The organism is Croceitalea sp. MTPC6 (assembly GCF_036985525.1).
In the GTDB taxonomy this organism is placed as follows: Bacteria; Bacteroidota; Bacteroidia; order Flavobacteriales; family Flavobacteriaceae; genus Croceitalea.
Genome location: NZ_BTGR01000005.1, coordinates 269,450 through 285,876 on the forward strand (window position 1 = coordinate 269,450; position 16,427 = coordinate 285,876).

Sequence of the window (16,427 nt, forward strand, 5' to 3'; positions counted from 1 at the left end):
AATTTTAGTTGCAATAATAACGCAGTTTTGGGAATAAAATTATGCTAGAGCACAAAATCACGCAAAGCAATAAATACCAATCCTCCACCAACAAAGCCAACAAATGCTAACCACGCAATTTTTTTGAGATACCAGAAGAAATCTATTTTCTCCATCCCCATGGCTACCACACCTGCTGCAGAACCAATAATTAGCATACTACCACCTGTTCCCGCAGAATAGGCTATAAAATGCCATAGTGGATGGTCTGGGCCCTCAGAGAACATACCCATACTTGCAGCAACCAAAGGAACATTATCAATTACTGCCGAACCAATACCCAATAACATAACAACAATATCCCGTTGCGGTATTGCCTCGTTAAGGCTTTCCGCATAATTAAATAAAATACCTAAAGACTCTAATGCTGCTACGGCCAATAAAATACCAAGGAAGAAAAGAATACTTGGCAACTCAATCTTTGTAAGTGCCGAATGCACAGGGCTATGATGTGATGCTTCATGATGATCTTCATCCATAGCGGAACTAATGCTAAATTTAGCATTGCTATAAATCTCTGCAAATGTTGCTACTATTGCTAAAGAAAGCATCATACCCACATATGGTGGCAAATGCGTAATTGTCTTAAAAAACGGGACAAAAACAATAGCTCCCAATCCTAAATATAGCATTGTGGGTCCATATTTTGATTTTGGCCCTTCTTGCTTCTCTTCAATATCAACCTGACCACTAAATGCCTTAAACCTACTAGCAATCATTGTTGGAATAATCATACAAACGATTGATGGCAATAATACATGAATCACTAAAGAGCCCGCTTCAACTTTGCCAGCAATCCATAACATTGTAGTTGTAACATCCCCTATTGGAGACCAAGCACCACCAGCATTTGCGTTTATGATGATAAGACCAGCAAACCACAATCTTGTTTCACGGTCTTTAATTACTTTTTGAAGTATCGTTATTAAAACAATAGTTGCAGTAAGGTTATCTATTATAGCCGATAATATAAAAGCCAAAATGGAAAAAATCCACAGAAGCTTGCGCTTACTACGTGTTTTTATATACCCTTTAATAGTAGCAAAGCCATCAAAATAGTCTATGATTTCAACTATGGTCATCGCTCCCAGTAAAAACACCAATATTTCTGCTGTTTTACCAAGGTGATGCAGCAATATTTCATCTATATGGGTGGGTTCTAACTCTTTTAATTGTGCATTTACCTCAAAAACATCCAAATGGGCCAAAGCAATCATTGCCCATAATATGGCCATCATTGCCAAGGCGGGAATCAATTTGTCAATCTTTAAATTATGTTCTAAGGTAATTGCTAGGTAACCAGCAAGGAATATGATGATAATTATGGTTTCCATTTTCAGTTGGTTTTAAAAATGAGTTTGTTAAGGTTACAAATAATTAGGTTATATCCTAAAGATATTGAAATAAGATCATTTCTATCCTTTTATGAACATTAAATATAAGGATTGATAAAAAAGAGTCCCAAGACTTGAGAAGCTTTTTTAAAAATTCAATTATTCTTGTATTTCACCTAAAATCTCTGAAAAATCAACAGTTAACCCATATATTTGCATCGTATTTTTATTTATTTCACAATAGTATGGACTTTACCCTTTCAGAAGAGCAGTTAATGATTCAACAAGCTGCAAGAGACTTTGCACAAAATGAATTATTACCTGGCATTATTGAGCGTGATGATGCTCAAAAATTTCCTGCAGAACAGGTTAAAAAAATGGGAGAACTGGGTTTCCTTGGAATGATGGTTGATTCCAAATACGGCGGTAGCGGATTAGATACCTTGTCATACGTAATTGCCATGGAAGAGCTTTCTAAAGTAGATGCGTCTGCATCAGTTATTGTTTCAGTAAACAACTCTTTGGTTTGTTGGGGCTTAGAAACTTTTGGAAATGAAGAACAAAAACAAAAATATTTAACCCGCTTAGCTTCTGGAGAAATAATAGGTGCTTTTTGTTTATCTGAACCTGAGGCTGGTAGCGATGCTACTTCTCAAAAAACAACTGCAATAGATAAAGGGGACCACTACGTAATTAATGGGACTAAAAACTGGATTACAAACGGGAACTCTGCTGAAGTTTACCTAGTAATTGCTCAAACTGATGCCGAAAAAGGACATAAAGGAATCAATGCACTGATTGTTGAAAAGGGAACGGAAGGTTTTGAGATAGGCCCAAAAGAGAACAAATTGGGAATCAGAGGTAGTGACACACACTCTTTGTTATTTAATGATGTAAAAGTCCCTAAAGAAAATAGAATTGGCGAAGATGGCTTCGGTTTTAAATTTGCTATGAAAACCCTTGCCGGTGGAAGAATTGGTATTGCAGCACAGGCGTTGGGGATAGCGGCTGGGGCTTATGAACTGGCATTAAAGTACTCCAAAGAACGTAAGGCTTTTGGCACCGAAATTTCTAATCATCAAGCGATAGCTTTTAAATTAGCGGATATGCATACCAAAATACAAGCTGCTCGCCATTTAGTTTATAAGGCTGCTTGGGATAAAGACAATGGTAATGATTATACACTATCAGGTGCAACGGCAAAATTATATGCAGCTGAAACTGCTATGGAAGTTGCTGTTGAAGCTGTTCAAATTCATGGAGGAAATGGATTTGTTAAAGATTATCACGTAGAACGAATGATGAGAGATGCCAAAATCACTCAGATTTATGAGGGCACTTCTGAAATTCAAAAAATAGTGATTTCAAGAAGTATTTTAAGAGATTAAGAGCTAATCATACATTTTAATTTTTCAACACCCCTAAAAAATTAGGGGTGTTTTTGTTTTAATATCGATTTATTTGTGCGTATAGCTATTCTAACTAGGTTATAAATCTGTTTCTTTCAAATACTGATGCCATCCTCTAGAGTTTTGACCATACACAAAGGTGAATACAACCCAAAATTTACATTATGATAATTTAGAAGGGTTAGAATTTACATTATGAATATTTTTTAACGTTTTAAAAGGTATACTGGTTTTTTTATTGCATTAATTCTAAAACACAATAAATAGTTCAATGCTTATGATATTTTTGAACAAATACCATAATCATGAAGCTAGAAAAACAAGGATTATATCTCCCCGAATTTGAACACGATAATTGTGGCGCAGGATTCATTTGCAGTCTTAAAGGAAAAAAGTCGAATGATATTATCCATAAGGCTTTAGAGATATTGGTAAAACTTGAACATAGGGGAGCAGTTAGCTCAGATGGGAAAACTGGAGATGGTGCCGGGATATTGATAGATATTCCCCATGACTTTTTTGTAGATGTATGTGAATTTAAACTTCCAAAAGCAGGGGATTATGCAGTAAGCAATGTTTTTCTTCCGCAGAAAGAAAATCAAAGAGCATATTGCATATCAGTTTTTGAAGAAAATATAAAAAAACAAGGACTTCAATTATTGGGTTGGCGGGATGTACCGGTAAATAAATCCATTCCTGGAAGAATTGCCACAGAAACAGAACCTTTCGTAAAACAAGTTTTTATTGGTAAAGAAAGTAAATTGAATGATTTTCAGTTCAATCTAAAGCTATTTATCGCCAGAAAGATAACTGAACACACGGTAATTGCTTCAAAATTATCAGAGAGTCAATTTTTTTACCTACCAAGTCTATCAACCAAAATCATCATTTTTAAAGGTCTTTTAGTGCCTGAAGATATTAGTAGGTACTATAAAGATTTGCAAGATTCAAGGGTAGTAACCCGATTGGCATTGGTACATCAAAGGTTCTCCACTAACACTTTCCCCACCTGGGATTTAGCACAACCGTTTCGTTACATGTGTCATAATGGTGAAATCAACACCCTTCGTGGGAACGTAGCTCGCATGAAATCCAGGGAGGAGTTAATGAAGAGTGATTTTTTTGGTGAAGAAATCAAAAATGTTTTACCGGTAGTCCTGCCTAACAAGTCAGATTCGGCAAGTATGGATATGGTTGTTGAATTATTATTGATGACCGGTCGTTCTTTACCAGAAGTAATGATGATGCTCGTACCTGAAGCTTGGGAAAAGAACACCGAAATGTCCGAAGCAAAAAGAGCTTTTTATGAGTACAATTCTTGCTTAATGGAACCTTGGGACGGACCAGCTTCCATCCCTTTTACAGACGGGAATTACATCGGAGCAGTTTTGGACAGGAACGGTCTTCGCCCTTCTCGTTATACCGTAACCAAGCAAGGTTATGTTATCATGTCTTCAGAAACTGGTGTAGTCGATTTGCAACCTGAAGATGTTGAATTCCATGGCCGCTTAGAACCTGGAAAAATGTTTTTGGTGAATATGGAAGAGGGCAGAATCATTAATGATGAGGAGGTTAAAGAAACCATAGCAAAAAAGCATCCTTATAAAAAGTGGCTCAAGAAAAACTTGGTCCATCTTAAAGACATCCCTTATAATGATTGCCCCGTATTCTTTGGTGAATTCCCTTTAGAGACTAGGCGCTCTGCTTTTGGTTATACTCAAGAGGACATCAATACCATTATAATGCCAATGGCAAAAAGTGGAAAAGAGCCAATCGGGTCCATGGGCTCCGACACTCCTATTGCCGTCTTATCTGAACGACCACAATTGATTTATAACTACTTTAAACAATTGTTTGCTCAGGTAACAAACCCACCATTGGATGGTATTCGTGAAGAATTGATAACAGATATCAGTCTTACTTTGGGCAGTGATCAGAACATCTTTGAATCTACTGAAAAACACTGCAGAAAACTTAAGATTCAAAATCCCGTAATTTCTAAAGAAGATCTCGATAAGATAAAGAATTATGACTCTCATCCAGATTATAAAGTGGTTTCTATCTCCATTTTGTATCAAATAAGTAAAGGACACAATGGTCTTGAAGAGGCATTGGAAAATATCTTGGATCAAGCTATAAAAGCTATTGACCAAGGCGCAAATATTATTATTCTTTCTGATAGGATGGTAAGTAGTGAAATGGCAGCAATACCAGCATTATTAGCGTGTTCTTTTGTCAATAGTGGTTTAAGCAGGAATGGAAAAAGGTCAAAACTCAGTATTATTATTGAATCTGCAGAACCAAGGGAAGTTCATCATTTTGCATTGCTCTTTGGCTTTGGCGCCAGTGCTATTAATCCATATTTGGTAAATGAAATTATTGGGCAACAGCTTGAGGAAAACAACATTTCGGATTACACTTTTCAAGAAGCCATTGAAAATTACAACAAGGCTGTCGGTAAAGGCATCCTAAAGGTGATGAATAAAATCGGTATCTCCACGCTAAATTCCTACAGGGGTTCAAGATTGTTTGAATGCATTGGTATAAATACTAAAGTGGTAGAAAAATATTTTCCCAATACCCCAACAAGAATAGAGGGAATTGGATTATATGAGATAGAAAAAGAAACTGCAAAACGACACAAAAAGGCTTTCGAAACAAAAAAGGTAACTGGAAATCTAGACCTAGAAATTGGCGGGGAGTACCGATGGAGAAGAGATGGTGAAAAACACATGTTCAATCCGTTAAGTATTGCCAAACTTCAAAAAGCTGTTCGTAATAACGAACCGAACACCTACAAAGAGTATTCTGAGCTTGTAAATGAGCAATCAAAGAACCTAATGACCATTAGGGGGTTATTTGAATTTTCCAATTATGATCCAATTCCTATTGAAGAAGTAGAACCTTGGACAGAAATTGTGAAACGATTTAAAACTGGAGCAATGTCCTATGGAAGTATAAGCAAAGAAGCCCATGAGAATTTAGCCATTGCTATGAATAGGATTGGTGGTAAGAGTAATTCTGGAGAAGGTGGTGAGGATGCAGAGCGCTTTTACAAAAATCAGTCTGGGGATTGGAGAAATAGTGCAATCAAACAAGTTGCTTCAGGTCGTTTTGGAGTTACTTCCAATTACCTTACCAATGCCCAAGAAATACAAATAAAGATGGCCCAAGGAGCGAAACCAGGCGAAGGTGGTCAGTTACCAGGACCTAAAGTAAATCCAGCAATAGCTAAAACACGAAATTCCACTCCTTATGTAGGGTTAATTTCACCACCGCCACATCATGATATCTATTCTATTGAGGATTTATCACAATTGATTTTCGATTTAAAGTCCGCAAATAGAGAAGCAAGGGTAAATGTGAAACTTGTTTCAGAAGTTGGTGTTGGTACTGTAGCTGCTGGTGTGGCAAAAGCTAAAGCTGATGTTATATTAGTTTCAGGTTTTGATGGAGGAACTGGAGCATCACCACTTACTTCTCTAAAACATGCTGGATTACCATGGGAGTTGGGAATAGCAGAAGCACAACAAACTTTGGTCATGAACGACCTTAGAAATAGGATTGTCCTGGAGTGTGATGGACAATTAAAAACAGGTCGCGATGTAGCTATAGCCTGTCTTTTAGGGGCCGAAGAATTTGGTTTTGCAACAGCACCTCTGGTAGCTTCTGGCTGTATTATGATGCGTGTTTGTCATTTAAATACTTGTCCAGTGGGCATAGCAACCCAAAATCCTGAGTTGCGGAAAAAGTTCAAAGGAAAACCTGAGCATGTTGTAAATTACATGTATTTTATCGCGCAAGAGCTTCGCGAAATTATGGCAAGACTTGGTTTTAGGACCGTAAACGAAATGGTTGGCCAAGTTCATAAACTAGATAGAAAAAAAGCCATTGACCATTACAAAGCATCAGGAATAGATTTATCACCAATTTTACATGAGGTGGATGTACCAGCTGGGACTAAGTTTTTTAATACTCAACAGCAAAAACACGATATAGAAAAATCTATCGAGTTTGATATTATTGAGAAAGCAAATCCATCATTGTTTAGAAAAGAAAAATTAACACTTGATTTCCCAATTCGTAACACAGATAGAGCTGTGGGGGCAATTATTAGTAATGAAATATCTAAGGTCTATGGGGCTCAAGGTCTTCCTATTAATACCTTAAAAATTAATTTCACTGGTTCAGCAGGACAGAGTTTTGGGGCATTCGCCACTAGAGGGCTTACTTTAATAGTTAATGGAAATACAAACGATTATTTAGGAAAAGGGCTTTCTGGAGCCAAATTAGTAGTAAAAGTACCTGAAAACTCAACCATAGTTCCTGAAGAAAATGTAATTACTGGCAATGTAACATTATATGGAGCCACTGCTGGAAGAGCTTATATAAATGGTAAAGCAGGAGAGCGTTTCTGCGTAAGAAATTCCGGTGCAAAAGCTGTTGTAGAAGGGATTGGAGATCACGGTTGTGAATATATGACAGGTGGAGTTGCCGTAATTCTTGGAGAAGTGGGAAGAAATTTCGGCGCAGGAATGAGCGGAGGTATTGCTTACGTTTATGATGTTAAAAACACATTCAAAAAACAATGTAATTCAGAAGCACTTAACCTTTTAAATGTTGAAGAAGATAACGATGTTAAGCAGTTAAAAGATTTGATAGAGAGTCATTACAATTCTACATTAAGTCCACTTGCGCAGCGCATCTTAGAAGATTGGGAAAACTGCTTGCCTAAGTTTATAAAGGTATTTCCAGAAGAATACCGACAAGCCCTAATACGTTTAGAAAGAGAAAAAGTGGAGGTCTCATAAAGCATTTACTCCTAAAAGAGAAGATAAAGCCTTTGAATAGATAAAAATTATTAAAATGGGGAAGATAACTGGATTTATGGAATATGAGCGTAAGGATGAAGCCTATATTCCCGCCAAAGAGCGTATAAAAAATTACAAAGAGTTTACTAAACCACTCAAAGAAACTGAACTCAAAAATCAAGGGGCACGTTGCATGGACTGTGGCATTCCATTTTGTCACAGTGGCTGTCCATTAGGAAACTTAATTCCAGATTTCAATGATGCCGTTTATCAAGGGAAATGGGAGAAAGCAACTAAAATCTTACACTCAACAAATAATTTTCCAGAATTTACTGGTAGACTATGCCCAGCTCCCTGTGAAGAAGCGTGTGTTCTAGGAATTAATGAAGATCCAGTGTCTATCGAAAATATTGAGAAAAATATTGTAGAAACTGCTTTTAAGAATGATTGGATAAAACCAAATCCTCCTTTAAAGAGAACAACTAAAAAGATTGCTGTAATTGGTTCTGGCCCTGCAGGACTTGCTGCTGCTCAACAACTAAATCGCGCTGGCCATAATGTCACTGTTTTTGAGCGTGATGAGAAAATTGGAGGATTATTGCGCTATGGCATTCCTGATTTTAAAATGGAAAAAAATGTTATTGATAGGCGTTTAGAAATTTTGAAGGCAGAAGGAATTGATTTTAGAACTGGAATTCATGTCGGGGTTGATATTAAAGCTGACCAACTCAAAGCGGATTTTGATGCAGTGGTTTTATGTGGAGGAGCAACCATTCGTAGAAATCTTCCCATACCTGGTTCTGACTTAAAAGGTGTTGTACAAGCAATGGATTTTCTACCACAGAATAATCGTAGAGTAGATGGTATAACAAACTTAGGTGATGAAATTTTAGCAACAGACAAGGATGTAGTGGTAATTGGTGGTGGTGACACTGGATCAGACTGTATAGGAACCTCAATCCGACAGGGGGCTAAGTCTGTTTCAAATTTTGAAATAATGCCTATGGCAACTACTGAAAGACCAGAAGGACAACCCTGGCCTTTTTGGCCAATGCGGCTTAGGACCAGTAGCTCACATAAAGAAGGAGCTGAGCGTTTCTTTAGTATTTCAACTAAAAAATTCATTGGCGACAATCAAGGAAACTTAACAGGCCTTATAACCTCGGAGGTAGAATGGGAAATGATTCCGGGACAACGACCAAACCTAAAAGAAGTTCCTAATACCGAAAAAGAATGGAAATGCGAATTAGCACTATTGGCCCTAGGCTTTACAGGTTCTGAAACTACTTTAGCAGATCAATTTGGTCTTGAAATGGACTCAAGAACTAATATAAAAGCAGCTGAATCCAATTATAAAACAAATGTCCCAGGAGTATTTGTTGCTGGTGACCAAAGAAGGGGACAGTCCTTAATTGTTTGGGCAATATCTGAAGGTAGGCAAGCCGCGCACCATGTGGATAGGTTTTTAATGGGCACATCTGAATTACCATTAAAAGGTGATGGTGATTTGCCAAGAGTTTGATAATATAATTTCTTCCTTAGAGTTTTGTTCGGGCATAAACGAAATAAGCTTGTTATATTTATATGATTAAAAAGACTGAAAATCAATAAGTTTTTAATTCTTTTCCTTTTTGTATTTACATGTGTATGCCCCATGTATGCACAAGTCACCATCAGCGGTCAGGTCAATGATATTTATGGCACTCCACTTTCAGGTGCAAATGTTAGTTTGAAACCTTCAAACCGATTTGCTACCACTGATATGCAAGGACTGTTTGAAATTTTTGATGTTAATTCTGATAGTTATATACTTACCGTTTCATATTTAGGCACTAAAACCTATACCAAAAACATTGAGGTAAAAGATAAAGAACTTATATTTTCACTAACCTTGGAAAGTGACCCTCTCAATTTACAAAACATTGTAGTAACGGGAAATTTTGAGCCACGCCTTCAGTTAAAATCAAGTACAGCAATCACTACTTTAAATTCAAAAAATATACAGCAAACGTTTCCAAGAGGTACTGCCAATCTTTTACAACAAATCCCAGGCACTTTTACGGACCCATCAGCTGGCGAAGTGTTTACCAAAGTTTATTCAAGGGGTATTTCTGCATCTGCTGAAGATGATATGGGGTGGTATTATGTATCCTTACAAGAAGATGGGTTGCCAGTCAGCTTGGTACAACATTCTTACTATAGTCCTGAAATTTTCCATAGAGTGGACCTTACTTCGGAAAAAGTGGAAGCAATTCGAGGAGGCAATACAGTAATTACATCACTTAATGCCCCTGGCGGAATCTATAATTTTATTTCTAGAGGTCCGAGAAACCTTTTTGGTGGAGAAATACAGTTTACAGGTGGCGTTCAGGGTGAAGGCAACCCTCTATCTAGAATTGATGCCACAATTGGTGGGGCTTTAGGCAAAAATTGGTTCTACAACTTTGGTGGTCATTATCGTAATGATGATGGAGCCAGAAATACTGATTTTACTTTTAGTAAAGGTGGGCAATTAAAATTCAATCTAGTAAATTCTCATGAGAAAGGGTATCTCAAACTATATGGAAAGATTCTAGATGATTTTACCAATAGATATACAGGTGTAGCAGCAACTGACTGGAACGAACCAAAAGCAACTTTTGGGCAAGATTTTAACTCTACGTCACTGATGATGCCCGCTTTTTCAGCCAATATTCCTGATGGTAGAAGACTTGCTGAAGGTGCAACAAACAATTTTAATCCTTCCCAAGGCGTTCATGCGCAAGACCGTGCATTTGGAATTGATATGTTACAAAGCTTAGGACAAGATTGGTCAATTCGATTCAATTTAAAACATTCATATAAAAACGCTAATTGGCAGACTGCTATCAGTAACGCTTTTGTATCATTGAATGACCCATTGGCCTATTTTATTAGTGGCGCACAATTTCCTATTGGACAGATAGTATTTAGAGAGGCTTCTTCAGGTAGCGAATTAGCGAGATTGGATAATAGCGGAATCTTGGCTGGGGAATCCTTTCAATACTTAAATGAAGGGACTTTACCTAATGATGGCATTATGGGAACAGCATCATGGTTAAAACAAATCAAGGCGGATGAATGGATGAATCAGCTTACATTGCGCAAGAAAACTCTAAATCACGATATAAATTTTGGGCTAGCAATGGGGTTTTCAGATAGTTCGCTTTACACTCAAGGAAGTTTTGGTTATGTCACTTATGAACCTAATCCGAGAATGCTACATGTAACGTTAGAAAATCCTAATCAACCAGTAATTGCGCTTTCAGATGAAAATGGACTTAGTAATTATGGCGGATTATTTTTTGATAATTCTAGGGCCAACGTGAATCAAATTGCATTTTTCGCCAATGACCTTTGGAAACTAGCAGATGAGCTTCATTTAGATTTAGGATTGCGATACGAGACTATTAAGCATAAGGGAAGTAAAGACCAAGCGGCACCTTTTGAAAGTGAGGGGGGCTATGACGGTGAACTCACTACTGCGTATGATAACGGTATCTTAGCACCAACTGGGGAACAAGATTCATTCGATTTCAATTACGCCTATCTATCTTACTCAGCAGCGTTAAATTATAAGTTCACAAAACAAGCAGCGGCATTTGTCCGTTTTTCATCCGGGAATAAAGCTCCAGAATTAAATTATTATTTCAACAATTTTTCCAATGTCCCTATAAATCGTAAAGGAGAAGTCCAAAAAATAATCCAGGCAGAAATCGGATTGAAATATGCCACAATTGATTTTTCAACCACTATAACTGGATTTTGGAGCCGATTGAAGAATATTGACATAGCAGATTTTGCTTTTGACTCTGATAGTGGCAGTGTTTTTTACACACCTATTCAATTCAATAATTCAAGAACTATCGGATTGGAATTAGAGAGTGCATATTCACCAATTTCCAATTTAACTTTTAGGCTCAACGGCTCCATACAAAATCCAATCGCCACCCAATGGACAGTATATAATGCAGCGGGTTCTGTAGATACAGCAGATGATTCAATTTTGGACTATTCAGATAATACACTTCCTTTTAATCCTAAACTGATCTTCAATTTAGGAGTGGAGTATGAGAAAAGTAACTTTAACAGTTTTGCCAGATGGCAATTTATGGGAAAGCGTGTGGGAAATGTTGCTAACGCTTTTCAATTACAGGCATATAGTATTTTTAATGTAGGTTTTGGATATGACATCACTAATAATATTTATACCAACATTCTGGTAACTAACCTATTCAATTCGGAGGGGCTGGCTAACTTCTTTGGAGCAAATACTTTTGGAGCAAGTGCCAATGGTGTTACCTCACAATTCATTCAAGAAAACCCAAATGCTAGTTTTGTAGTTGTGCCCGTCCTACCTAGAGGTATGCTGTTTAGGTTGGGATATCGGTTTTAAAATGTGGATTACTATAAATCTTGTATTGTTAGATTCTTTTCTATCCAATAATCATCGGTTGTAAACCCATAGGCAGAAGGATTATATTCTCCTACCAAATTTACATTGGCCTTTTCTGGCACTTCTTCACCCATGGCCCAAAAAACACCATTAACCAGTAGGCGCCTTACCCCTTCGTTCAACATATCTGTCGATGATCCTATTGTTGAGGTGAAAGCCCTTCCTTTTTTACCATTTGGCAATTGATAGGTTTTCGCCCATACAATGGGCATAAGAATATCGTTCACTTTTAAACCTTTATTGTTTTCGGTTGCTAGTTCATCGTCTATAGGTTTCATCCCATAAAAAATATCATTTTGGTCATATTTTCCTTTTCTATTTATGACCTGCCCCCAAATAATAGGTTGGCTATCGCCAGGCAATGGCAAACGAATTCCATAGACATCAGTTGCACCCCAAATTTCTCCACTTACTATGCCATTGGTAACTGGATGTGATTCCATTTCCTCCAAAAAGATGCCACGTGTACTTTGATGCTTGTGGTGTCCATGATGGTTAACCCAGTTTTCTCCTAGTACTAGCCTTCCAAAACCGTCGGTCCAGTTTACTTTATCGCCTTTGTAATAATTTCCATAATGTTTATAGTTTGATATGGAGTCTTTTTGAAAATTGAAAGCGTGGGTTGCCGTCCGAATACCTATCAGAGGTTTACCAGCCTTAAGATAATTATCTAAATGTTTCATCTGACTATCTGGCAAAGCCCTAAACCGAGTGAAGATAATCAACATATCAGCCGAATCCAGCACTTTTAATCCTGGGATATTCTTGACGTAATTCCCATTGACTATTCCAGGTTTAGCAGGGTCTTGTGCAAACAAGACCGTACACTTAAAGTCATGATGTTTCGCAAGGATTTTAGCCAATTGAGGCAATGCTTCTTCTGAGCGGTATTCCTCATCTCCTGAAACAAGGACAATATGTTTTTGCTCTTTGTTTTTGACCCCTATGGTTAGCCACTCTTTAGAGATATGACTCCCATCTTTTTTCTGTTTTTTTTCGGTTTTCTGTTCTTTACACCCAAATAGCATGAAACAGATTGATAATCCTAATAATAAAAGATTTTTCATAAAAACAAATTGAAATAGACTATTTTAATAGCTCTTTTTTACACAAAAAATAGCATCGAAATAGAACATCAAAAAAATTATAATCATTCTATATTACAACTAATGATACAAAATTTTAAAAAAACAATCATATGCATGATAATAACTTCTATGATGATTATCAGTTGTACCAACGAAAAGGAAGGTATTATAACAATTGAAAAAAACAATCATATTGTATTAATTGGAAATAATCTAGCTTCCCGAATGATGGATTTTGGACACTTTGAGACCGAATTGCATTTATGCTATCCTGATAGCAATTTATTTATTCGAAATATCGCTGATCCTGGAAATACCCCAGGCTTTCGACCACACTCCTCAAGAAATTTGCCTTGGGCTTTTCCCAGAGCGCAAAAATTTTATCAAGATGAACTTGGAAATAAATCTGGAAGTATTGGTTTTTTTCCTTCAGAAGATGAATGGTTAACGAATCTAAGTGCAGATATTATCATCGCTTTCTTTGGATACAATGAATCTTTTAAAGGCCCATCTGGTGTCCAAAATTTTAAAGACGAGTTGTATGCTTTTATAGAACATACCAAAAATCAAAAGTACAATGGAGAATCTGTTCCAAAACTTATTCTGGTATCCCCCATAGCTTTTGAAAATCTTTCTGCCAAAAGGGACTTACCCAATGGGGTTAAGGAAAATGAAAACCTAAAATTATACTCCAGCGCTATGCGAGAAGTGGCTATTCAAAATAGTGTTCATTTTATTGATGCTTTCAATCCCAGCAGAAAGTGGTTTGAGGAAGAAGAGCAGATGACAGCAGATGGATTTCAATTAAATAATCTTGGCTACAAAAAGCTCGCTAAACTCTTGAACGATGAGATTTTTGGAAAGACACCCGTAAAAGCAAAATCTAATGAAGAATTGGTTCACGATGCCGTTATGGAAAAAAATTGGTTTTGGCACAACGAAATCAAATTACCGAACGGAGTTCATGCTTGGGGAAGAAGGTATGACCCTTTTGGTCCCGACAATTATCCATATGAAAAAGAAAAAATCAATCAAATGATTGCTAATCGGGATACCCTAATTTGGAATACTGCACAAGGGAAAAAAACAGCACTTGGGATAATGGATGCCCAAACAAAAGAATTACCTCTTGTGGAAACCAATTATAAAGATGTAAATGGTTCAGGAAACCCTGAATATTCATACGGCAAGGATGCATTAGTAAAATTAACAGCTGCCCCTGGCTACAAATTAGAACTATTTGCTTCAGAAAAAGAGTTTCCCGATTTGGCCAATCCAGTACAAATGTCTTTCGATAATAAAGGTCGTCTTTGGGTGGCAACCATGCCAAGTTACCCACACTACAAGCCTGGGGATAGCAAACCAGATGATAAACTATTGATTTTAGAGGATATTGACAATGATGGAAAAGCAGATAAGCAAACAATTTTTGCAAAAGGTTTGCACTTACCACTAGGGTTTGAATTTGCGCCGGAAGGTGTATATGCCACCCAAGGAATGAATTTGGTATTACTGAAAGATATTGATGGAGATGACAAAGCTGACTCAAAGGAAATCATCTTAAGCGGATTCGATGATCATGACACACATCATGGCATCAGTGCCTATGCTGCCGATCCTTCTGGAGCTATATATATGGCTGAAGGTGTATTTTTACACACCAATGTGGAAACCGCATATGGTCCTGTCCGAGGAACGAATGGAGGGTTTTATCGATATAATCCACAACGTAATCATTTGGAACGTACTGCACAACTGCCTATTCCAAATCCTTGGGGAATTGCTTTTGATGAATGGGGACAACCCTTCTTTGCACATACTTCAGGACCAGATATGACCTGGATGATGCCAGGAACTATCAAATCAAGATATGGGCAGGCTAATCCCTTACCAGAAAATCTTATTGAGAAAGCGCACCGCGTGAGACCTACTTCAGGGTTGGAATTTGTGCATAGTAGACATTTTCCTGATGAAGTACAAGGTGATATCCTAATCAACAACACCATAGGTTTTTTGGGTACTAAACAGCATACAATGGTAGATGACCCAAATTCCTCAAGTTACCTTAGTGAACATCGAACTGATCTGATAGTCTCCGAAGATACCAATTTCAGGCCCGTTGATATGGAATTTGCCCCAGACGGCTCGTTATATATTGTGGACTGGCACAATGTACTGGTAGGGCACATGCAGCATAATGCTAGAGACCCCCTACGAGACTATGCACATGGTAGGGTTTATCGTTTGACTTATCCTTCCCGACCTTTGGTAAAGCCTGCTAAAATTGTAGATGCCAGTATTGAAGAATTGCTTGAGAATCTTAAGCTCCCTGAGTTTAGAACTCGGTATCGGACAAGAAGAGAACTGAGAGGAAGAGATACTGAAGAAGTAATTAAAAAACTCGAAACTTGGATTGCCAATTTAAATAAAACTGATTTAGAATATGAACATTATGTATTGGAAGCCCTTTGGGTCAGTTGGGGTCTGAACAAAGTGAACGAAAGTCTTTTAAAACAAATGCTCCATGCCAAAGATTTTAGAGCACGAGCTGCCGCTGTAAAAGTGCTACGATATGCAGGACATCAAATTACTGACCAAGCAGACTTATTGATGGAAGCTGTAAAAGATAAGCATCCGAGAGTCCGTCTGGAAGCGTTTGTTGCTGCTTCATGGCTGCCAAAAGAAATGGGATTACCCATAATTGAAACAGCGGGTAGAACGCAATTGGATAGTTGGATGAAAAAACCATATGAAGTTGCTATCTCACACATTCAAGGAATTAATGTCGGCCAGGCTTCAGACGGAAGTACTAAAACTGATTTAGAAGGGATTGCAAAAGAGCTGTTTACCAAAGGTGAGGAGATTTATAATCGGGAAGGGTTCTGTGTAACTTGTCACCAAGCTGACGGTCTTGGACTAAGCGCATCTCAATTTCCACCGTTGGCAGGACAAAAATGGGTTACTGGCAACGAAGAGCGTTTAATCAAGTTAACACTTAAAGGTATGATGGGTCCATTAAAACTATCAGGGAAAACATACCCAGGACAGGTACCCATGACACCGTTTGAAGGTATGTTGAATAATGAAGAAATTTCCGCTGTACTTACTTTTATTAGAAATACGTTTGGTAATAACGCAGGACCAATAATGCCAAAAAAAGTTGAAACCGTGCGTAATTCAATTAAAGATAGAAAAGGTTTTTATACTCCAGCTGAGCTCTTGGAAGAACATCCAATGAAATAACCTTGCACTTTAGGTAATCTTTCAGAATA

At 37.5% G+C, this 16,427-nt stretch carries 7 protein-coding genes; 5 read left to right on the plus strand and 2 right to left on the minus strand.

From position 1 onward, the window contains the following. Positions 1-44 precede the first annotated feature (44 nt). The gene (gene nhaD / locus AACP56_RS11690; RefSeq protein ID WP_339337556.1) at positions 45-1,373 is read right to left on the minus strand and encodes a sodium:proton antiporter NhaD; all 1,329 of its coding nucleotides are present in this window, start codon (positions 1,371-1,373) and stop codon (positions 45-47) included. A 245-nt stretch (positions 1,374-1,618) separates the two neighbouring features. Here nhaD and AACP56_RS11695 point away from each other — a divergent pair, with 245 nt between their 5' ends. The 4 genes from AACP56_RS11695 (at position 1,619) to AACP56_RS11710 (ending at position 12,007) form a co-directional block, all read left to right on the plus strand. Next, on the plus strand, positions 1,619-2,761 hold the full coding sequence (locus AACP56_RS11695) for an acyl-CoA dehydrogenase (protein ID WP_339337555.1): 1,143 nt from the start codon (positions 1,619-1,621) through the stop codon (positions 2,759-2,761). A gap of 326 nt (positions 2,762-3,087) precedes the next feature. After that, entirely contained in the window at positions 3,088-7,593 is a 4,506-nt protein-coding gene (gene gltB / locus AACP56_RS11700; RefSeq protein ID WP_339337554.1) for a glutamate synthase large subunit, read from the plus strand. A gap of 55 nt (positions 7,594-7,648) precedes the next feature. Continuing rightward, the gene (locus tag AACP56_RS11705; protein ID WP_339337553.1) at positions 7,649-9,115 is read left to right on the plus strand and encodes a glutamate synthase subunit beta; all 1,467 of its coding nucleotides are present in this window, start codon (positions 7,649-7,651) and stop codon (positions 9,113-9,115) included. Positions 9,116-9,247: 132 nt separating this feature from the next. Next, positions 9,248-12,007 (plus strand): TonB-dependent receptor, encoded by a 2,760-nt coding sequence (locus tag AACP56_RS11710; protein WP_339337552.1) that lies wholly within the window; start codon positions 9,248-9,250, stop codon positions 12,005-12,007. 11 nt (positions 12,008-12,018) lie between these two features. Here the strand turns inward: AACP56_RS11710 and AACP56_RS11715 are convergent, their stop codons facing one another. Further along, a complete protein-coding gene (locus AACP56_RS11715; RefSeq protein WP_339337551.1) occupies positions 12,019-13,134 on the minus strand; it encodes a ThuA domain-containing protein in 1,116 nt (371 codons plus the stop codon). Positions 13,135-13,269: 135 nt separating this feature from the next. On the opposite strand from AACP56_RS11715, the gene AACP56_RS11720 reads away from it, so the two are divergent. After that, positions 13,270-16,398, plus strand: a complete 3,129-nt coding sequence (locus AACP56_RS11720) for a PVC-type heme-binding CxxCH protein (protein ID WP_339337550.1) — start codon at positions 13,270-13,272, stop codon at positions 16,396-16,398. Positions 16,399-16,427 lie beyond the last annotated feature (29 nt).